General features: G+C 60.0%; 19 protein-coding genes. 10 read left to right on the forward strand and 9 right to left on the reverse strand.

Going from position 1 to position 20216, the window contains the following annotated elements:
• Window positions 1–28: 28 nt before the first annotated feature.
• Window positions 29–2482: an FAD-dependent oxidoreductase gene (locus GS614_RS09950; protein ID WP_171726151.1), complete on the forward strand. Its 2454-nt coding sequence runs from the start codon at window positions 29–31 to the stop codon at window positions 2480–2482.
• A 262-nt stretch (window positions 2483–2744) separates the two neighbouring features.
• The gene (gene rarD, locus GS614_RS09955; protein ID WP_171119891.1) at window positions 2745–3650 is read left to right on the forward strand and encodes an EamA family transporter RarD; all 906 of its coding nucleotides are present in this window, start codon (window positions 2745–2747) and stop codon (window positions 3648–3650) included.
• Here rarD and GS614_RS09960 read toward each other — a convergent pair.
• Together GS614_RS09960 and GS614_RS09965 are read right to left on the reverse strand one after the other, a co-directional pair.
• The gene (locus tag GS614_RS09960) at window positions 3641–4351 is read right to left on the reverse strand and encodes an SGNH/GDSL hydrolase family protein (RefSeq protein WP_171331718.1); all 711 of its coding nucleotides are present in this window, start codon (window positions 4349–4351) and stop codon (window positions 3641–3643) included. The two genes, rarD and GS614_RS09960, sit on opposite strands and share 10 nt — an antisense overlap.
• A 2-nt stretch (window positions 4352–4353) precedes the next feature.
• Window positions 4354–4764 carry a nuclear transport factor 2 family protein gene (locus tag GS614_RS09965; RefSeq protein ID WP_171726152.1) on the reverse strand — a complete coding sequence of 137 codons (411 nt, stop codon included), beginning with the start codon at window positions 4762–4764 and terminating at the stop codon, window positions 4354–4356.
• Between the two features lie 96 nt (window positions 4765–4860).
• Between GS614_RS09965 and GS614_RS09970 the strand changes: the two genes are divergently transcribed.
• The gene (locus GS614_RS09970) at window positions 4861–5508 is read left to right on the forward strand and encodes an RluA family pseudouridine synthase (RefSeq protein ID WP_171119888.1); all 648 of its coding nucleotides are present in this window, start codon (window positions 4861–4863) and stop codon (window positions 5506–5508) included.
• Window positions 5509–5510: 2 nt separating this feature from the next.
• Here GS614_RS09970 and GS614_RS09975 read toward each other — a convergent pair whose 3' ends face one another.
• Window positions 5511–5702, reverse strand: a complete 192-nt coding sequence (locus GS614_RS09975; protein ID WP_170345624.1) for a hypothetical protein — start codon at window positions 5700–5702, stop codon at window positions 5511–5513.
• Between the two features lie 106 nt (window positions 5703–5808).
• On the opposite strand from GS614_RS09975, the gene GS614_RS09980 reads away from it, so the two are divergent.
• The 4 genes from GS614_RS09980 to GS614_RS09995 all read left to right on the forward strand — a co-directional run bounded on the left by GS614_RS09980 (window position 5809) and on the right by GS614_RS09995 (window position 8781).
• On the forward strand, window positions 5809–6501 hold the full coding sequence (locus tag GS614_RS09980) for a YafY family protein (protein ID WP_171726153.1): 693 nt from the start codon (window positions 5809–5811) through the stop codon (window positions 6499–6501).
• 126 nt (window positions 6502–6627) lie between these two features.
• Complete coding sequence (locus GS614_RS09985; RefSeq protein ID WP_152459228.1) at window positions 6628–7299, forward strand: OmpA family protein; 672 nt, start codon at window positions 6628–6630, stop codon at window positions 7297–7299.
• Between the two features lie 132 nt (window positions 7300–7431).
• On the forward strand, window positions 7432–7974 hold the full coding sequence (locus GS614_RS09990; protein ID WP_171119885.1) for an NADPH-dependent FMN reductase: 543 nt from the start codon (window positions 7432–7434) through the stop codon (window positions 7972–7974).
• A 15-nt stretch (window positions 7975–7989) separates the two neighbouring features.
• The gene (locus GS614_RS09995; RefSeq protein WP_171726154.1) at window positions 7990–8781 is read left to right on the forward strand and encodes an acyl dehydratase; all 792 of its coding nucleotides are present in this window, start codon (window positions 7990–7992) and stop codon (window positions 8779–8781) included.
• Here the strand turns inward: GS614_RS09995 and GS614_RS10000 are convergent.
• Window positions 8773–9807: an FAD-binding oxidoreductase gene (locus GS614_RS10000; RefSeq protein ID WP_171726155.1), complete on the reverse strand. Its 1035-nt coding sequence runs from the start codon at window positions 9805–9807 to the stop codon at window positions 8773–8775. The genes GS614_RS09995 and GS614_RS10000 overlap by 9 nt on opposite strands.
• Window positions 9808–9862: 55 nt before the next feature.
• Between GS614_RS10000 and mnmD the strand changes: the two genes are divergently transcribed.
• Together mnmD and GS614_RS10010 are read left to right on the forward strand one after the other, a co-directional pair.
• Entirely contained in the window at window positions 9863–10528 is a 666-nt protein-coding gene (gene mnmD / locus GS614_RS10005; protein ID WP_171331713.1) for a tRNA (5-methylaminomethyl-2-thiouridine)(34)-methyltransferase MnmD, read from the forward strand.
• Entirely contained in the window at window positions 10525–11394 is an 870-nt protein-coding gene (locus tag GS614_RS10010) for a DMT family transporter (protein ID WP_171233785.1), read from the forward strand. The genes mnmD and GS614_RS10010 overlap by 4 nt, the downstream gene beginning before the upstream one ends.
• Here the strand turns inward: GS614_RS10010 and GS614_RS10015 are convergent.
• Complete coding sequence (locus GS614_RS10015; protein WP_171172203.1) at window positions 11368–13341, reverse strand: lytic transglycosylase domain-containing protein; 1974 nt, start codon at window positions 13339–13341, stop codon at window positions 11368–11370. The genes GS614_RS10010 and GS614_RS10015 overlap by 27 nt on opposite strands.
• A gap of 134 nt (window positions 13342–13475) precedes the next feature.
• Here GS614_RS10015 and dapA point away from each other — a divergent pair, with 134 nt between their 5' ends.
• A complete protein-coding gene (gene dapA, locus GS614_RS10020) occupies window positions 13476–14348 on the forward strand; it encodes a 4-hydroxy-tetrahydrodipicolinate synthase (protein WP_171726156.1) in 873 nt (290 codons plus the stop codon).
• A 134-nt stretch (window positions 14349–14482) separates the two neighbouring features.
• Here the strand turns inward: dapA and GS614_RS10025 are convergent, their stop codons facing one another.
• The 4 genes from GS614_RS10025 to pta all read right to left on the reverse strand — a co-directional run bounded on the left by GS614_RS10025 (window position 14483) and on the right by pta (window position 20131).
• Window positions 14483–15355 (reverse strand): DmsC/YnfH family molybdoenzyme membrane anchor subunit, encoded by an 873-nt coding sequence (locus GS614_RS10025; RefSeq protein ID WP_171364496.1) that lies wholly within the window; start codon window positions 15353–15355, stop codon window positions 14483–14485.
• The gene (locus GS614_RS10030; RefSeq protein ID WP_171726157.1) at window positions 15355–16104 is read right to left on the reverse strand and encodes a 4Fe-4S dicluster domain-containing protein; all 750 of its coding nucleotides are present in this window, start codon (window positions 16102–16104) and stop codon (window positions 15355–15357) included. Before GS614_RS10030 ends, GS614_RS10025 begins: the two co-directional genes overlap by 1 nt.
• A gap of 109 nt (window positions 16105–16213) precedes the next feature.
• Window positions 16214–19033 carry a molybdopterin oxidoreductase family protein gene (locus GS614_RS10035; protein ID WP_171617223.1) on the reverse strand — a complete coding sequence of 940 codons (2820 nt, stop codon included), beginning with the start codon at window positions 19031–19033 and terminating at the stop codon, window positions 16214–16216.
• 90 nt (window positions 19034–19123) lie between these two features.
• Entirely contained in the window at window positions 19124–20131 is a 1008-nt protein-coding gene (gene pta, locus GS614_RS10040; RefSeq protein ID WP_171726158.1) for a phosphate acetyltransferase, read from the reverse strand.
• Window positions 20132–20216 lie beyond the last annotated feature (85 nt).

Raw genomic sequence — 20216 nt, forward strand, 5'->3', positions numbered from 1 at the left:
CCAAACCTGACACAGCGGAGATTTCAGGATGGTTGATCTTCCCAGCAAGGCCCGAGCGGTCATCGTCGGCGGTGGCGTCATCGGATGCTCGGTCGCTTATCATTTGACCAAGAAGGGTTGGAAAGACGTCGTGTTGCTTGAGCGAAAGCAGCTGACAAGTGGCACCACCTGGCATGCAGCGGGTCTGATCGCACAGCTGCGCGCCACCGCAAACATGACCAAGCTGGCGAAGTACAGTCAGGAGCTGTATGGCTCACTCGAAGAGGAAACCGGTGTCGCCACGGGCTTCAAGCGCTGCGGGTCGATCACCGTGGCGCTGACCGAGGAACGCAAAGAGGAAATCTATCGTCAGGCTGCGATGGCGCGGGCGTTTGGCGTCGAGGTCGAAGAAATCTCGAATGAGCGCGTGCAGGAACTGTATCCGCATATCAATCTCGAGGGCGTCAAGGGTGCAGTTTATCTGCCGCTGGACGGGCAGGGTGATCCGGCCAACATCGCGCTGGCTCTGGCCAAGGGCGCCCGCCAGCGCGGCGCCATCGTCAAGGAACGGGTAAAGGTCACCGATATCGTCAAACAGGGCCGCAGCGTGACCGGCGTGGACTGGGTGGCCGATGACGGCAGCGCCTCGGGCCATATCGAGTGTGACATGGTGGTCAACTGCGCCGGCATGTGGGGGCACGAAGTTGGCCGAATGGCGGGCGTAAACGTCCCGCTGCACGCCTGCGAACATTTCTACATCGTGACCGAGAACATCGACGGCCTGACGCAGCTGCCGGTGCTGCGGGTGCCGGATGAATGCGCCTATTACAAGGAGGACGCCGGGAAAATCCTGCTGGGCGCCTTCGAGCCCAACGCCAAGCCTTGGGCGATGGCGGGCATCCCAGACAGTTTCGAGTTCGATCAGCTGCCCGAGGATTTCGACCATTTCGAACCGATCCTCGAAGCCGCCTGCAACCGCATGCCGATGCTGGCCGAGGCGGGCATCCACACCTTCTTCAACGGCCCTGAGTCCTTCACGCCCGACGACGCCTATCACCTTGGCCTTGCGCCCGAGATGGACAATGTCTGGGTCGCCGCCGGCTTCAACTCGATCGGGATCCAGTCGGCGGGCGGCGCGGGCATGGCGCTTGCCGAATGGATGGACAGCGGCGAAAAACCCTTTGACCTGGGCGATGTGGACATCAGCCGGATGCAGCCGTTCCAGGGCAACAAGCAGTATCTTTTCGAACGGTCCAAGGAGACGCTGGGCCTGCTCTATGCCGACCACTACCCCTATCGCCAGAAAGCCACCGCGCGCGGCGTGCGCCGGACGCCATTCCACCACCACCTGAATGAACACGGTGCCGTGTTCGGTGAACTGGCCGGGTGGGAGCGCGCCAATTGGTTCGCGAACGAAGGGCAGGAGCGCGAATACAACTACAGTTGGAAGCGTCAGAACTGGTTCGAGAACTCGGCCGCCGAACACCGCGCTGTGCGCGAAAACGTGGGCATTTACGACATGTCCTCCTTCGGCAAGATCCGGGTCGAGGGCCCCGATGCCGAGAAGTTCATGAACTATGTCGGTGGCGGCGACTATGCCGTGCCCAATGGCAAGATCGTCTACACGCAGTTTCTGAACCGTTCCGGCGGGATCGAGGCGGATGTCACCGTCACCCGCCTTTCCGAGAACGCCTATCTGGTGGTCACCCCGGCGGCGACGCGCCTGGCGGATCAGACCTGGATGATGCGTCGTTCGGGCAATTTCAACGTGGTCATCACCGACGTCACGGCGGGTGAAGGCGTTTTGGCGGTGATGGGTCCGAACTCGCGGGCCTTGCTGGAGAAAGTCTCGCCCAACGACTTCTCGAACGCGGCAAACCCCTTCGGCACCGCGCAGGAGATCGAGATCGGTATGGGCCTCGCCCGCGCCCACCGCGTCACCTATGTGGGTGAGCTGGGCTGGGAGATCTATGTCTCCTCCGACATGGCGGGCCACGTCTTTGAAACGCTGCACGATGCGGGGAAGGGCATGGGGCTGAAACTCTGTGGCATGCACATGATGGACAGCTGCCGGATCGAAAAGGGCTTCCGCCATTTCGGCCATGACATCACCTGCGAAGATCACGTGGTGGATGCGGGGCTGGGCTTTGCCGTCAAGGTGGACAAGGGCTGCGACTTCATCGGCCGCGAGGCGGTGATCGCGCGCAAGGAAAGCGGCCCGAAATCGCGCCTTGTGCAATTCCGCCTGACCGATCCCGAGCCGCTGCTGTTCCACAATGAACCGATCATCCGCGATGGCGAGTATGTAGGCTATCTCAGCTCGGGCAATTATGGCCACACGCTGGGTGGCGCCATCGGTTTGGGTTACGTGCCCTGCGAAGGGGAAAAAGCCGCGGACGTTCTGGCCTCGACTTACGAGATCGACGTTTGTGGCACGAAAGTTCGGGTCGAGGCGTCGCTCAAGCCGATGTATGACCCGAAGTCCGAACGGGTGAAGGTGTGACCACGGGGTTTGGTGGGGGCGCTGCCCCCGCCGCCTTCGGCGACTCCCCCGGGATATTTTCGGCCAGATGAAGAGCGGGTCCCTTGTTCATCTAGCCACAAATATCCCGGAGCGCGAGGCAGAGCCTCGCATTTCAGACCTCACCTAAGAAGCGTGGTCTGACAACTCATCAAACATTGTTATGTGACACTTCACTGTTTTCAGAGTTTTCAACCCGTTCACTTCTGCCTTAAACCGAACCGGTATCAACCGGAGACCCGATGTGGCAGACACGCTTCTACCTTCACAGAACACGGACACACCAAAGGGGCTTGCGTTGGCAGTCACGGCCTATGTCCTGTGGGGGTTCTTGCCTCTGTACATGAAAGCGCTGGATCATATGGGCGCGGTTGAGGTTGTAGCGCACCGTGTTATCTGGTCAGTGCCTGTGGCCGGGTTGTTGCTGGTTGTCCTGGGCCGAACCCGGGATCTGAAGGCCGCGCTTGGCAATCCGAAGATGTTGGGTATGGCCGCTTTGACAGCAGCGCTTATTTCCGTGAACTGGGCGATTTACGTATGGGCCATTTCCACGGGCAACGCACTGGATGCGGCGTTGGGTTATTACATCAACCCCCTATTCAGTATCGCGCTGGGGGCAATCCTGTTGAGGGAACCCCTGACACGGACACAATTGTTCGCGGTCGGATTGGCCGCGCTGGGTGTGGTAGTACTTGTGGTGGAAGCCGGTCGTTTGCCTTGGGCGGCTCTTGGGTTGATGATCAGTTGGGGGTTCTACGCGTTCTTCAAGCGCTCGCTGCCGATTGGGCCGAACCAGGGTTTCCTGCTTGAGGTCCTGATCCTTTTGATTCCGGCACTGGTCTATGTCACCTTTCTGGGTGTGCGGGGCACTGGTCATTTCGGTGTCGCGATGTCGGACACCTTATTGTTGTCCTGTGCAGGGGTCGTGACGGCGGTGCCGTTGCTGGTCTATGCAAACGGCGCCAAACTGGTGCGCCTGTCCACGATGGGCATCCTGCAATACATCGCGCCGACCATGATCTTCATTACAGCGATAACCCTGTTCGGCGAGAAGATAGACACGGGCCGGATGATTGCATTCCCACTGATCTGGGCGGCTCTGGTCGTTTACTCGATCCCTATGATCCGGCAGGCGCGCGGTCAGGCCTGAAGCAACAGGCGCGCGGCTGCATCCGCCCAAAGCGCATACGCCCGGGGGCTGGGATGATAGCCATCCGGTGCAGCCAATGCCGGATCGTCCGGCAGGTCGAGTGGCAGGTGTTGAACATGCGGGAATGCAGCCGCAACCTCTTGCAACCCTTGATCCAGGCGCGCAGCCTGGCATCCAAGCACCCAGGCCAGCGGCTGAGGCAGGGCCGGAAACCTGTTCATCTGCGGGACTGCGGTTGCGACGATGCGACGAGCCCCCAGGTTTTCTGAAAGCAAGCGGATAAGGCGGGTCTGGCGGCGCGCAAATTGCTGGCGTGTCACAGCCCGGGTGACATCATTGACTCCGAGTGCCGTAACGACAGCATCGAATTCGCCTTCCATTTGCGAAAGACGCTCGATCGTGTCCTGGGTGGTGTGCCCGGTTGTCGCTTCCAGCCGCCATTCGACCGCATAGTGCCCGGCCAGACGGTTGACCAGATGGCCGGATAACGCCTGATCCTGCGTGCCTGCGCCCACTCCGGCTGCCGAACTGTCACCGGTGATCAGAAGCCGCAGACGCGGCCCGCGCCCTGTGCGGCCTTCGCGCGGGCCAGTCGGTTCCGGCAGCAACTGCGCGTTCCTGCGTACCGATAGGCCCTGCGCGGCAAGCACCGGAAGCAACGGAACCCGCAAAATCTGATCGGCAGCCAGTGAACGAGGCATTGTCAGCTCAGCGCGTTTTTGAATTCCAGAAAACGAGCGTCTGTCATGACCCGCGCCATCATTGCATCGCGCAAGGCACCTACCGTTTTGTAGGGGCGCATGACGACCTCGAAAACCTGGATCAACCCATCGTCGTTCAACGTAACAAGATCCACGCCGATACCATCCAGATCACCGACTTTGCATTGAAACTCCAATGCCCAGTCTTTCCCGTCGCCCATGGCGCGCCGATAACGAAAATCTGAAAACACCTGCCCGACATGCCCCAGAACGGCAGCGACCGGTGCGCGCCCTGTCCAGGTGCTGTAGTATGTGGGCGGCAGGAACTGCACATTTTCGGCCAGGAGCTGGTGGATCAAGGTCTCATCGCCTTTTGCGACAACCTCTTGCATGCGTTCAATTGTCGGGTGCATGGCATCTCCTCCACTTTTGAAGAGAAGGTCACCGAACATGGGCGGGCATGCAAGGACGACGTTGCGGGAGGTCACGAGCTGGGATAGGCACCCTGCATGAGCGACACCTATGATCCCCCTCAAACCCCGCTGGATGTGTTGCATGAAGATGCACAGCTGATCGTGGTGAACAAACCATCGGGCCTGCTTTCGGTTCCGGGGCGGGGCGCGCATCTGTCAGATTGTCTGTTGACCCGGGTGCAGGATGCATTTCCACAGGCCCTGCTGGTTCATCGGCTGGACCGGGACACGTCCGGTGTCATGGTCTTTGCCCAGACACCGCACGCGCAGCGCAACCTGAGCATGCAATTCGAGCAGCGTCAGACCCGCAAAACCTATATCGCCCGTGTCTGGGGGCAGCTGGAACCCAAGACCGGCACCGTGGACTTGCCTCTGATCGTGGACTGGCCCAACCGGCCCAGACAGATGGTTTGCCATGCGACGGGCAAACCTGCCGTGACGGACTGGCGTGTCGTGAAGACCGAAGGCGATACGACGCGTGTGCGTCTGTTTCCCAAAACGGGCCGGTCTCATCAACTTCGCGTTCACATGCAGGCGCTGGGCCACCCGATCCTGGGCGATCCATTTTATGCGACAGGCGATGCGCTGGACTTCCCCAGATTGATGCTGCATTCAGAAGAACTGCGTCTGAAACACCCGGAAGGTGGGGTTTCGATGAAGTTTCGGGCCCGGCCCGAGTTCTGATCTCAGGCCGTGCTGGTCCAGAGCATCTTCAGATTTCCCAACGAAAATCGTCTGGATCGTTTTTTTGAAACGGGCTGCTTGCACTGCCGAGCCATGGCGATTTCGCGCTCGATCTCGAAGGCGCGCAGGGTATGGTCCTGAGACCATTGCCCCAACCTGAGCGTCATCATGACATGGGTGTCGAGGTATGGCATTTTTCGTGCTCCTTCTTTCGATGCCATTCCAATCTGGCCCATCATTCCTGACACCCTCTTGTCAGTGGGGTGTGCTAGGATGTCAGCATGTTGACAGGAGGATGCAATGCGCCGTTCGACCCGATTGTTTGAAATCATCCAGATCCTGCGGGCTGCGGGCGCTCCGGTCACGGCAGAGGCGCTGGCCGCAAGGTTGGAGGTGTCCGTGCGCACGGTTTATCGGGATATTGCCGAGTTGCAGGCGCAACGGACGCCCATCGAAGGTGAGGCCGGTATCGGGTACGTGATGCGGCGCGGCTACGATCTGCCGCCGCTCAATTTCGATGCAGAAGAAGTTGAGGCCTTGTGGGTTGGCCTGTCTCTTCTTGCGCGTACCGGCGACAGTCAACTGCAAAGGGCCGCCAGCCGGATATGCCAGAAGATCGACGCGCTGCACTGCCCTGCTGACTGGTTGCAGGTTGCCCCATGGGGTGCCCCGGCGGATGATCCAAACAAGGGTTGCGTTTCGATCGCGCATTACCGCGAAGCCATCAGGGCAGAGCGGAAAATCCGTATCACCTATGAAGATGGCGAAGGCGAACGCACGGTTCGGGTCGTGCGCCCTGTGGCGCTGATCTATCACATCGAATGCACGATGCTGGCAGGCTGGTGCGAATTGCGCAACGGGTTTCGCCATTTCCGCACCGACCGTATCTGGTCCAGTGAATGCACCGAAGATAGCTTTTCAGGACAAAGCGGGTCATTGCGCGAGCTCTGGCAGGAGCAACAGAATGCAGAAGTGTTCGTTGAAACGGTTTGAATACGCGTTTGGCGGGTATTCGCCGACTTCACCGCATTGTTGCTTGAGCCGCCAAGCCTGCCCAGTGATATACTGCGGAAAACGAAGCACGCCCGAATAACGGGTGCTGGAGCAGAAGGTGATATCATGACGATTTCCAAGTTTTTCGTGGCCACAGGTTTGTGTTCAGCCCTTGTGTTGGCGGCCTGTACCGACCCGGGCACGCTGACAGTACAAGACGACCCGAACCAGAACGCCAAACAGGGCGCCGTTCTGGGTGGGCTGGTCGGCGCTGGAATCGGGGCGATTGCCAATAATTCGAACCCCGGTCTGGGCGCGTTGGCCGGTGCTGCAATCGGTGCTGCCGGGGGCGGCGTGATCGGCAACCAACTGGACAAGCAGGCTGCGGAGCTGCGTCAACAGCTGGCGAATGACGGAATTACAATCGTCAACGCAGGCGATCGCCTGATTGTGACGGTCCCGAATGACATCACCTTTGACACCGACAGTTCGACCGTGCGCCCGGCGTTGCGGTCTGATCTGGTGAAAGTGGGCCAGAACTTGGTCAACTACCCGAATTCGAACGTGCAGATCATCGGGCACACTGACAGCGACGGAGACGCAACCTACAATCAGGGCCTGTCAGAGCGTCGCGCGAATGCCGTGGCCGACATCCTTCAGGCCAACGGTGTCAGCTACAACCGTATTCGCACGATCGGGCAGGGCGAAAACAACCCCGTCGCGTCCAACCTGACGCCCGAAGGAAAATCGCAAAACCGGCGTGTCGAGATTGTCGTGGTGCCCAGCGGAAACGCGTAACCACTGCGCGGCATCAACAGCGGGGCCGCCCAATGGGCGGCTCGGATTGCGCAATGACTGTGCGTCAAATGGGGTTTGGATCGGGGTGATCTCGGTCTAACTTGCGGGAAACACAGAAACGGAGCTTTCCCGATGTCCCAACCGACCCTTCTTGGCCTGTCCGGTTCTCTGCGCCAGAACGCGACCAACCGTAAGCTTCTGCGCGAGGCGGCACGGTTGTTCGATCCGGCAAGCTTTGTCGAAGCGGATTTGAACCTGCCCCTCTACGATGGTGATCTGGAAGACGGAGAAGGGATTCCCGAGGCGGTTCATACGCTGGCCAATCAGATCGCACAGGCCGATGCGGTGATCATTTCGACACCTGAGTACAACAAGGGTCCATCAGGCGTTCTGAAGAACGCGCTGGACTGGGTCAGCCGAACGCAAGGCAATCCATGGGCCGACAAACCGGTTGCGGTAATGTCGGCGGCCGCTGGTCGTGCAGGCGGGGAACGCGCGCAGATGATCCTGCGGGCCTGTATGGTTCCATTTCAGCCGCGCATCCTGCAAGGGCCCGAAATCCATCTGGCGAACAGTTCGAACGAATTCGACGATCAGGGAAAGCTGCGTTCGGACCGGTACGAAAAGTCTTTGCATGACTTGATGCAGAAACTCCGGGCCGAGGCCGGTTTCTGATCGCGGGTCAGGCAAATGACGCAAGAGCGACAGACCGATCTCTTGGATCCGGCCCGCGCGACCGCATTTCAGGTGGCGCTGGGCGGTGTGCCGTCGATCGCCAGTGGTTCGGAATTGCCGCCCTTCTTCCATCAGCTTTATTTCTGGACCCCGCAACCGGCCGCCGAATTGGGTCGGGATGGGCATCCCAAGGTTGGGGGCCTGATCCCGGATATGGGATTGCCGCGCAGAATGTGGGCCGGCGGGCGGTTGACCTTTCACGTTCCTCTGATCGCAGGGATCACCGCCGAAAAGAAATCGGTTCTTGAAAGTCAAAGCGCCAAGGTGGGGCGGTCCGGCCCGTTGGGCTTTGTCACTTTGCGGCACGAGATCTGGCAGAACGGTCAGTTGCGCGTGACAGAGTGGCAGGATCTCGTTTATCGCGAAGATCCTGCGCCGGATGCTGAAATGCCCCAACCGCCCAGAGCGCGCACCGATGAGACCGATTGCCGCGAAGTCGGGTTCGATTCAACGTTGTTGTTTCGATACTCGGCCCTGACCTTCAATTGCCACCGTATTCACTATGATCTGGACTATGCGCGCGATGTTGAAGGATATGGCGGGCTGGTCGTGCACGGGCCGCTTCTGGCGCAGCTTCTGATGCTTTTCGCGGTTGACCTGATCGGTCCGCTCGCCTCGTTTTCGTTCCGCGCGACTTCGCCATTGATGCATTTCGAAACTGCCCAGTTGTGCCGGAGGGGTGAAAACATGTGGGTACGCGGCCCTGGCGGGCGGCAATGCATGCAAGCCGTCGTGCAGTCACAATGAGGCTTCGGGCCGGAACTCATCAGGGATCGTATCCCGATCTTCAAGCATAAGATCGGCCATGACCTCGGCGATTTTGGGGGCCATGCCGAAACCGATTTTGAACCCGCCATTGGCGATGAACTGCCCCTGATGCAGGGGATGGGCGCCCAACATCGGCGCACGGCTTTTGCTGCGCGGGCGCACACCGGCCCAGCGTTCGATCACCTCGGCCCCGTGCAACAGGGGCAGGACGCGCGTGGCGCGGTCTATCACGTCGTCCAGAGCTTCGTCCGTGCTGGTCGGGTCCTCATAATCCCGTTCCGAGGTCGATCCGATCGCAAGTGTTCCGTCTGCATGCGGGACAATGTGAATCGCGTCGGCGAATAGTTGCGGCACTTCCCCCGCGTCGAAGCGCAACAGGGCGGCCTGCCCTTTGACACCATTTCCGACGGTCTTGCCGTAGGCGTCGTTCAGTTCCTGCAATCCTGCAAGGCCCGTGGCGTGGATGACCTGCCCCTTGTCCTCGGCTTCACTGACAATGTGAACGCCCATGACCTCCAGGGCTGCGACCAGCGCGGCACAGGCCCGCCGGGGGTGCATTCGTGCCGCCAACGTATCGCGAATGACAAAGCCTGTGGGGCTGGGTGGGCACCAAGAACCCGCTTGGGCCGTGGTGATGACACGCCATTCCGCCCGGCCTTGCCAAAGCTCATCTGCGGTGCCTTCGCGCTGGCAGGCCAGTTCCAGACCACGCGCGTCCGGGATCGGCTGAAGGCGGCCCAGCCGGCCATAGCCGGGAGAAACCCCGCCGGTGACTTCGATCTGTCGCCAGAACGGTTCAGCCATGATCAGACTGTCGAACTGAAATGCTTTCTTGGCGTTCCAGTTTTCCGGCACATGCGGGGCCAATGCGCCGACCAGACCTCCGCTGGACCCGGCGCCGGGACCGGACGGATCGACAACCTGCACTTTCGCACCGCGGAGCGCACAATTCCAGGCGATGGACAGGCCGAAAATTCCTGCGCCGCGAACCGTCACATCGACCATTGCCAATTCCCTTTTCCTTGTTCAGTGTCGCGCCGCTTAGCTACAGGATTCCCCAATGGCAGACCAGCGCGCCGAATTGACGTGGACCGAAGATCAGATACCGGTCTCGGACCGCTTCGACGACCCATATTACTCGTTGCAGAACGGGCTGGAAGAGACGCGCCATGTGTTTCTGGCGGGAAATGACTTGCCTGCACGGTTTGCGCCGGGGTTTCACATTGCCGAGTTGGGTTTCGGCACCGGCCTGAACCTGCTGGCCGCCTGGTCGGAATGGGAGGCATCCGGCCAGAAAGGGCCATTGCGCTTTACCAGTTTCGAAGCCTTTCCCATGGCACCGGACGACATGCAGCGCGCGCTTGGGGCCTTTCCCGAATTGCATCCGTGGAGCAGCCGGTTTTTGGCGCATTGGACAGGGCGCACATGTATGTTGGATTCGCTTCGGTTTGAGGTGGTGATCGGCGATGCACGCAAGATATTGCCGAACTGGGACGGAATGGCAGATGCCTGGTTTCTCGACGGGTTTTCACCAGCCAAGAACCCCGAATTGTGGGGCGCGGACCTGTTGCAGGACGTGGCAAGCCACACTGTCACGGGCGGTACCGCGGCCACGTATACGGCCGCGGGTTTCGTGCGCCGGGGACTTGAGAGTGCAGGTTTCAACGTAACCCGCACGCCCGGCTATGGTCGCAAGCGGCACATGACACGGGCACACAAAGCATGACCCAGAAGAACAATGTCGGTGCGGGCATCGCTTTGATGGTGGGCGCGACAATTGTCTTTGCGTTGCAGGACGGTATCTCGCGCCATCTGGCCGGAACCTACAACACCTACATGGTGGTCATGATCCGCTATTGGTTCTTTGCGGCTTTTGTTATCGCTCTGGCCGCGCGGGCCCCCGGTGGGCTGAAGGCGGCCACAAAGACAAATCAGTTGGGTTTGCAGATCCTGCGGGGCTTGTTGCTGGCGGCCGAGATCTGCATCGCGGTCTTTGGCTTTACGGTCCTTGGCCTGATCGACAGTATGGCGGTTTTCATCTGTTATCCTCTGCTTGTCGCCGCGCTGAGCGGGCCGGTGCTAGGCGAAAAGGTCGGATGGCGGCGATGGGCCGCGATCGGTGTCGGCTGCATCGGCGTTCTGATCATCCTGCAACCGGGCGCCGGGGTCTTCAACCCATGGGCTGTCATACCTTTGATTTCTGCATTGCTGTTTGCGATCTATGGTCTTTTGACGCGATATGTCGCCCGTCAGGACAGCGCGGCGACCAGCTTTTTCTGGACCGGTGTCGCCGGTGCCGTGGCGATGACCTTGATTGGCATGTGGTTCTGGGAGCCGATGGCGCGCGGCGACTGGCTCTGGATGGCGCTGCTTTGCGTCAGTGGGGTATTCGGGCACTGGTTGCTGATCAAGTGCTACGAAGTGGCAGAAGCCAGTGCGGTTCAACCCTTTGCATATTTCCACCTGGTTTGGAGCGCGATCCTGGGTATTTCTATCTTTGGCGAAACGTTGCGCCCCGAAGTCGTGGCGGGCGCAACCATCGTCGTAGCCGCAGGTTTGTTCACCTTATGGCGCGAACGCCGCCAGAGATGATCCGATCAGCTCCTGCGAGAACGGAATCGGAAGGGCGGGTTGCCCCAGGCGGGCACGGTAGACCGGCAGGCTTTCGGTCACGCGCATCACGTAGTTCCGCGTTTCGCTGAACGGGATCGTCTCGATCCAGTCGACGATATCGACCTCGCCTGTGCGTGGATCACCATAGCGTTCCATCCACGAGATCGGGCGCCTTGGCCCTGCATTATACCCCGCCGCCATCATCACAACGTTGCCGTTGAAATCGGCCGCCAGACCAGAAAGATAGTTGGCCCCAAGCTTTGCGTTGTATTGCCAGTCCGTGGTCAAACGTCCCGTCTGATGGCCGCTGAGAATGCCCAGCTCGCCCGCAACCAGCTTGGCCGTGGCGGGCATTACCTGCATCAAGCCGCGTGCACCCGCACCGCTGACGACGACCGGGTCGAACTCGCTTTCGCGGCGCGCGATGGCCAATGTCATTTCCTTGGCCATCGGCAATCGCATATCTGCAACGGGATGGACTGGGTAATAGGCTGCGGGCAGAACGGTGCCCGTGGTCGCCGCCCGTTTGGCGATCATCACGGCCAGATGCGGCTGTTTCAGTTCGATAACCAGGTCGCCCAATTGATTGGCCTGCACTGGATCAAGGCTTTCGACCAGATGGGTCAGGAACCGCTCGGACAGGTTTGCTTCTCCGGCTTTCAACAACAGCAATCCGGCCTCCAAAACGCTGGAATCGGCAAACTCCGCCTGCCGCCAATGCGGCGCGCGACGCGGATTGGCCAGTTCCGCATCAAACGGTCGTCCGATCCGTTCTGCGGCCAACAGACCGTAGAATGAGGTCTGGTAATCGGCCCCCATTGCATAGGCGTCATACGCCTTGTCCGCGTCACCCAATGCCGCGTAAGCGCGCCCAAGCCAATAGCCACCACGGCCTTTCGAGATCGGAGATTTCACGGCGTCCGAAAAGTTCTGGAAGTGGCGAACGGCGGTGGCAGGATCGTTCAGTTTGCGAAGCGCCAGAAAACCGGCCAGCCATTCAAGATCGGCATAGCCGTAACCCATTTCGGGGGTCATGTGATGATTGGCGGCCACGTCATATGCGCGCGCCGCACGGCCCGATCGCATCTCAAGCCGTGCAAGACGGCGCCGTCCCTCCGCCCATTTGTCAGGCTCACCCAGTGCGTCAGGCCCGGTAGAGCGTGCCAGCATCAGATCGACGGCGCTGTCATCCAGTTCTTTCTTGTCGCGCCAGACAAAACGATCGAAGGCCAGCCCGGGCGCATCCGCCAGAGACTTGGGAACTGCTGCCACCTTGGTGTCCACACCGGGTTGGCGTTTCTGCAATGCTATGCGCGCTTCGGCCAGTTTGCGTTCGTCCGGACCGACCAAAGGCAACATCTGTCCGGCGCTTACAAGATGACCGTCCCAAAGCATTCTGTCCAGCCGCGCCGCGTGATGCGGTTTCAGAAGTTTGGCAAAGTTCTCCAGATAGCTTTTTTGCAGACCCGAACCCATTGGCATGGTGCGCCAAGCGGTCACAATGTCGGCCTCCGCTTCTCCGATGCGTCCCTTGGCTTTCAGGGCGACGGCATAGTTCAACGCGCCCTCTGCCGTCTGAGGCGGCATGTCGGCATAGAATTTCAGAACCCTGTCTGGATCGGCACCGGTGAAAACAGGCTCGCTCTTGCGGCGCAGCCATGCCAGCCCGGGCCAGTCCGGGCGACGTTCGAGAAACACCAACACGTCGCCAGAGCTGCCGAAGCCCTCGCGCAGCCAGTGCCAGACAATGATATCGCGCGATACAGAACCTCGCTGGCCGGATACGCGCAACGCTGCGTTCCAGTCGCCTTTGCGCATTTCGTTAAGTCCAGCGCGCAAATCAGCAGCAGCATCTGCCCGTGCTGAATGCGTCGCAGTCACCGAATACAGAATCACAGCAGTCAACAGTGCCAGAAAGCGTGTCATCCCTTGCATTTCCCAACCAACCGAGGATAGAGCCTGTGAGGATAAACCGTGCGTCGCTGGGATCAACTCACAAAGCTGGAAACGTGAGGGACCGCGGCGTAAAAACTGCAAAATGCACCTTGAAGGAGCGTGTCATGTTCAAAGGCTCGATGCCAGCCCTCGTCACCCCGTTCAACAACGGCGAGTTGGACCTGAAGACGCTCAAACATCTGGTGGACTGGCAGATATCCGAAGGCTCGACCGGGCTGGTGCCTGTGGGAACAACCGGTGAAAGCCCGACGCTCAGCCACGAAGAGCATGAAACGGTGATCGAAGAGGTTGTTAAAACCGCTGCGGGCCGCGTTCCTGTCATTGCCGGTGCCGGGTCGAACAACACGGTCGAAGCTGTCCGCTTCGTTCAGTTCGCGGAAAAAGTCGGAGCGGATGCGGCACTGGTCGTCACGCCGTATTACAACAAACCAACTCAGCGTGGCCTGATCGCTCATTTCGAGGCGCTGCATGCGGCCGCGGATATCCCGATTATCATCTACAACATTCCGGGCCGCTCAGTCATTGACATGACACCTGCCACAATGGGTGAACTGGCCAAGCTTCCTCGCATCGTCGGGGTCAAGGATGCAACGGGCGATCTGGCCCGTGTCAGCCAGCAGCGTGCAACTTGCGGCGCAGATTTCTGCCAATTGTCCGGTGAAGACGCCACGGCCCTTGGGTTTAACGCCCATGGTGGTGTTGGCTGCATCTCGGTCACCGCAAACGTGGCCCCCAAGCTCTGCGCCGAATTCCAGCAGGCCACGCTGGCCGGAGATTATGCAAAAGCGTTGGAGTATCAGGACAAGCTGATGCCGCTGCATGAGGCAATCTTCATCGAGCCGGGCCTTGTCGGTGCCAAATATGCACTCAGCAAACTGGGCCCTTGCAGCACCGAAGTCCGCTCACCCCTGACCGAGCTGGAAGACAGCACCAAGGATGCAATCGAGGCCGCAATGGCCCATGCCGGCCTGATCTGACTGGTATTTCAGAATACGACGAAGGGCGGCCTCGAACCTTGAGCGCCGCCCTTTCTTTTTGATGTATCCAGACTTCATCTGGCTCAAAATATCCTGGGGGAGTCGCGGCTTGCCGCGGCGGTGGCAGAGCCCCCTCAGCGTTTGCCGTAATACAGCCCCACGACATGTTCGGCCTGCGCAAAGAACAGCCAGCGCGACGTTGCAACACCTGCCAGATGCGAGGCCACGGCCAGCAGGGCGAAGACGTGATTGAACGGCAATAGCAACAGCAGAACCGGCAGCACGAATGCCAGAACGAACGAGATCAACCGCAGTTTTTCGGCGTGTTTGCGCCCGACCACGTGAACGAATTCTCGCAGCAGATAATTGGTGCCGGTATGGGGCGGCTCAAAGGCGCGGACGGATCCGCGTGCGCCAAGCCCGGTGGCTGTTCCCAGATCCGTTCCCGATGATGCAAACGCCTGATCCCCTTTGCGCCAGTATAGTATCTGCACCAGCGCCGCGATCAGCAGCAGCGGCAGAGCTGCGCTTGTCTGACCTGCCAGCAAAGCACCACCGGCCAGGCTGAAGCTGAGGAACATGGCAGGTGTCAGGTTCATGTTCCAGCGTGGGATGGTCTTGAGCTGCGTGTAGATCATCGAGGTCGTGAACACTGTGGCCAGCGACAACCCTGCGCCGATCCAGCCCAGAAAACCCCAGCGCTGGTCCAGAAACACCACGCCAATCGCATAGAGCCCCATGATGACCAACGCGAGTACGGCGCACCAACCTTCACGGCTGAGCCAGCTGGTTTTCCATTGAGTGAAGGCCTTCAAGGCCCGCTCCGGATGGCCCAGGTGGAAGGTCGAAGCCAAAAGCCCGCCGACGGCCAGACCATAGGCAATGGCGAAGAACACAAAAGCCACCCAACCCGAGACAGCCGGAAACCCCAGGCCAAGAAAGAACAGCAGTCCAAATCCCAGACCGGACAGGGTGGTGAACAGAATGACGGAGGGTGCGGGATGCATCAGAGTTTCTCCAACGCCTTGTCGAGCCAGCCGAGGAACCCTTTGGGCTCGTCAGCGATGGGGGCCAGCAGGGGGGCCAGTATGTCGATCTGGTCTTCCACGGTGTCCTTGGGGCGCGGGGGCAGGTATTTGTTGACGGGTTTGGTGCCCATTTCCGGCATCAGGTCCATGCCACCCCGTTCTGCAACCAACTGGCTGACATCGCTGTCAGGGTCGCCCAGATCGCCAAAGTGCCTTGCGCCCGCAGGGCAGGTGCGAACACAGGAGGGGATACGGTCGACCTCGGGGAGGTTTTCATTGTAGATGCGGTCCACGCAAAGTGTGCATTTCTTCATCACGCCTTCGGCCACATCCAGTTCCCGCGCACCGTAGGGGCAGGACCAGGCGCACAGGCCGCATCCGATACAATCGCTTTCATTGACCAGGACGATGCCATCCTCGACCCGCTTGTAGCTGGCGCCGGTGGGGCAAACGGTAACACAGGGCGCGTCTTCGCAATGCAGGCAGGACTTCGGGAAGTGGATCAGCTGGGCATGACCGTCGGCAGGTTGCACTTCGTAGGAATGCACGCGGTTGAGAAAGGTGCCCGAAGGGTTTGCACCGTAGGCGTCCTGATCCGAAAGAGGGGCACCGTAATTTTCCGTGTTCCAGCCTTTGCAGGAAATAACGCAAGCGTGGCAGCCGACACAGGTGTCCAGGTCGATGACCAGGCCCATCTTGCGGTCAGTGGAGTTTGGTAGCTGGGTCATGTCAGGGAACCTCTGCTGTTGAGGGCAGGTGAGGGGGCCAGCCCCCTCTTGAGCCTGCGGCTCAATTCACCCCCGGGATATTTTTGGCCAGATGAAGTGCGGATCCGGGTCATTTGCCCACCTTCCAGGCCAGGTTCTCAGGGCCGGTTCCGACAGGAGATTTGATCGGGTCGAAATTCGGCTGGCTTTGCGCATCGGCAGGTGCGTCGGCTTTTTCGATTTTGACCTTCAGGTCGAACCATGCCGCCTGACCAGTGATCGGGTCCGAATTGGCCCAGCGCATTCCATCATCTTTGGACGGCAGCAATTCGTGAATCAGGTGATTGAGCAGGAAACCTTTGGTCGCTTCTGGCGCGTCGTCCTGCAAGGCCCAGGCGCCCTTGCGTTTGCCGATGGCGTTCCATGTCCAGACCGTGTTGTCATTCAGCGCGGCCATCTCCATCACCGGCACGGTGATCTCACCGTGGGGGGAGCTGACTTTTGCCCAGTCGCCGTCTTGCAGGTTGTGTTCTCGCATCAGTTTGGTCGGGACGTACAACGGGTTTTGCCCGTGCAACTGGCGCAGCCACGCGTTCTGTGTGCCCCAACTGTGATACATGGCCATTGGGCGCTGGGTCAGCGCGTTGACGGTGAAGCCTTCATTGCCCTGCTGGTCGGTTTCGTACCAGATCGGCAGCGGATCCATGGTGTCCTTGATGCGCTGGCGCAGGTGCTCGGGCGGCTGGCGGTCACCGTGACCTTCAGCAGCCAGCTGGAACCGGCGCATCGGTTCGGAATAGAGCTGGAACAGATAGGGCTGAGGGCTGTCATAGATGCCCATCCCGACGGCCCAGTCCTGATAGGCGGTGTTCCACGGTTTGTAGTAATCCGCGCCTTCCGGGATATGCGCCACATAAAATCCGCCGTTTTCGATATACCGATTCAGCTGATCCGGATTGACCTCGCCGCGGCCTTCCTTGTCGCCGTCTGGACCCCGGAAACCGGCCAGCGGGCCGATGCCAGGGCGTCGTTCGTGGTTTACGATGTAATCCGCGTAGTCTTTCCACTTTGGGCTGCCGTCTTCATTCGTGAAACCCGGCAGGCTCATGCGGTTGGCCAGCTCGATCAGAACCGACTGGAAACCACGCACGTCTCGGTCGAGTTCGACCACCGGCCAGCGAATGGCGTCTGCCGCGGCGTCTGCCTCGCAGATCGGGCGATCCAGCAGCGAGATACAGTCGTGCCGCTCGAGATAGGTGGTGTCGGGCAGGATCAGGTCGGCATAAGCCACCATTTCCGAAGAATAGGCGTCGGAGTAAATGATGCGCGGGATGACGTAATTGCCGTCATCGGTCTTGGCCGTCAGCATCTCCATCACACCTTTGGTGTTCATGGAGGAGTTCCACGACATATTCGCCATGTACATGAACAGGGTGTCGATCTTGTAGGGATCACCAGCCGCAGCGTTCGAAATCACCATGTGCATCAACCCATGCACGGACATCGGGTTTTCCCAGGTGAATGCCTTGTCGATGCGTTGCGGTGTGCCGCAGTCGTCCAGCAGCAGGTCTTCGGGACCTCGTGGAAAGCCCAGATGCGGGCCGTTCAGCGGGCGTCCCGGACGCCTCTCGCCATGAGGCGTCGGGTGTGCTTCGACCGGTTTGGGATAGGGTGGTTTGAAGCGGAAACCGCCCGGTACCTCGACTGTTCCCAGCATGATCTGCAGCACATGCAGAGCGCGGCAGGTCTGGAATCCATTGGCATGGGCTGATACGCCCCGCATGGAATGGAAGCTGACGGGACGACCAATCATCTTCGAGTGCTTTTCACCCCGAAAATCAACCCATTCCTGATTCAGTTCGATCGCTTCGTCAAAAGCGACCCTGGCGATTTCAGCGGCAATGGCCCGGATACGTTTGGCGGGGATGCCGCAGCGATCGGCCACCGCCTCGGGCGCGTGTTCGTCGCTGAGGTATTTTTCGGCCATCAGGTGGAAAACGGGGCGGTGCGTCACACCGTCCTTGTCATAGGTCGCCGACAGGTCCGGGCGCACGCCGGGCTTGTCGAATGCGGTTGGCTCGCCCGTCTTGCGATCAATAACCAGCGGCTTGCCGTCCTCGTCGCGCAGGAACAGGCCCTTTTCCGCACCCTCGCTTGCGTTCACCAGAACCGGCGCATTGGTATAGCGGCTCAGGTAATCCAGATCGATCTTGCCGGCTTTCATCAGAACGTGGATCAGCGACAAAATGAACAGCCCGTCTGTTCCGGGTGTGATGCCGACCCAGTCGTCGGCAACAGCGTTATAGCCCGACCGGATCGGATTCACTCCGATCACCCGTGCGCCGCGCGCCTTGATCTTGCCGATCCCCATTTTTATCGGGTTGCTGTCATGATCCTCGGCGACGCCGAACAGCATGAACAGTTTGGTGTGATCCCAGTCGGGTTGTCCAAACTCCCAAAACGCGCCACCCATCGTGTAAATGCCACCGGCCGCCATATTGACCGAGCAGAAGCCGCCGTGGGCTGCGTAGTTCGGAGTGCCGAAATTCTGGGCCCAGAAACTGGTGAAACTTTGGCTCTGGTCGCGGCCAGTGAAAAAGGCCAGCTTCTGCGGTGCGGTTTCATGCAGTTCGTTCAGCCAGCCCACAGCAGTGCTGAGCGCCTCGTCCCACTCAATCTCGCGAAATTCACCCGAGCCACGTGGGCCGACACGCTTCAGCGGTTTGCGCAGGCGAGAGGGGGCGTTGACCTGCATGATCCCGGCAGAGCCCTTGGCGCACAAAACCCCCTTGTTGACCGGATGGTCCCGGTTTCCTTCGATATAGGCAACCTTGCCATCTTTCATGTGAACGTTGATGCCACAGCGGCAGGCGCACATATAACAGGTGGTTTTGCGGACCTCGTCCGAAACTTTCGGAGACGTTTCAAGGATCGGCTGCTGATGGGTCATTGGCGGGTCCTGTCGGTTGTGTCGGGAGGACTTTGTCACTTTCCTTCCGATTTGAGAACATCGTTCTGGAAACGACGCGAGTTCTGAGTTTTATTCCCTGATAGCTTGCAGTGCCGTCACGGCGATCATCTGGCTCACATCTTCGGCGCTGCATCCGCGGGAAAGATCGTTGGCGGGTCGGGCCAGCCCCTGCAAAACCGGGCCGATCGCGGTGTAACCCCCCAGTCGTTGCGTGATCTTGTAGCCGATATTGCCCGCGTCGAGATTGGGAAAGATCATCACGTTGGCCTGACCAGCGACCGAAGATCCGGGCGATTTGCGATCCCCGACCGAGGGCACGAAGGCCGCGTCGAACTGAAGCTCGCCGTCGACCTCGAGATCCGGGGAACTTTGGCGCAGTGTTTCAGTGGCCTCGATCACCTTATCTACGTCGGGATGCTTTGCGCTGCCCTTGGTTGAAAAGCTGAGCATGGCGATCTTGGGGTCAACCCGCAGCAGTGCCCGCGCCGATCTGGCCGAGGCGACGGCAATTTTGCTCAACTCGTCAGCGCTGGGATCGATGACCAGGCCGCAGTCCGAATAGAGCATCGCCCGCGCTCCGGGCTGAGCGTTTTCCGGCGGGTACATCAGGAAAAAGGATGATACCATTCCGGCATCAGGGGCCATGCCGATCACCTGAATTGCCGCGCGTACAATGTCTCCGGTCGTGTGAACGGCACCACCTACGGTTCCAGTGGCCCGCCCGCTGCGTACCAGCATAGCGGCATAGACTGGCGGTGTTTCAACGGCGGCTCGGGCCTTGGCCGGATCGACGCCCTTGTGTTGGCGCAGTTCAAAATAGCTTTGGGCAAATTCCTCGGTCAGGTCCGAGATTGCCGGGTCGTGAACCATGACGCCGTCAGAGCGAGCGGCATTCTGGTTCTTGAGGGCGGCTTCGACCTCGGCTTGTGGACCGACCAGAATGACATCGGCCAGTCCGGCCTGGTGGGCGGCCAGCGCCCCCGCAACGACGCGGGGATCACTGCCTTCGCATAAAGAAATCACAGGGCGCGAGGCCGGGGCGCACTGACGCAACAGCTCAATGGGTGTCATTGTCATACGCTCTGGCCTCGTCCTTTGATCACGCTTCCTGAGCTTTCATGTCGTCGGCCGAGATTCCTGCGACGGCGACGGGTTTTTTCAT

The organism is Ruegeria sp. HKCCD6604, from assembly GCF_013110635.1.
In the GTDB taxonomy this organism is placed as follows: Bacteria; Pseudomonadota; Alphaproteobacteria; order Rhodobacterales; family Rhodobacteraceae; genus Ruegeria.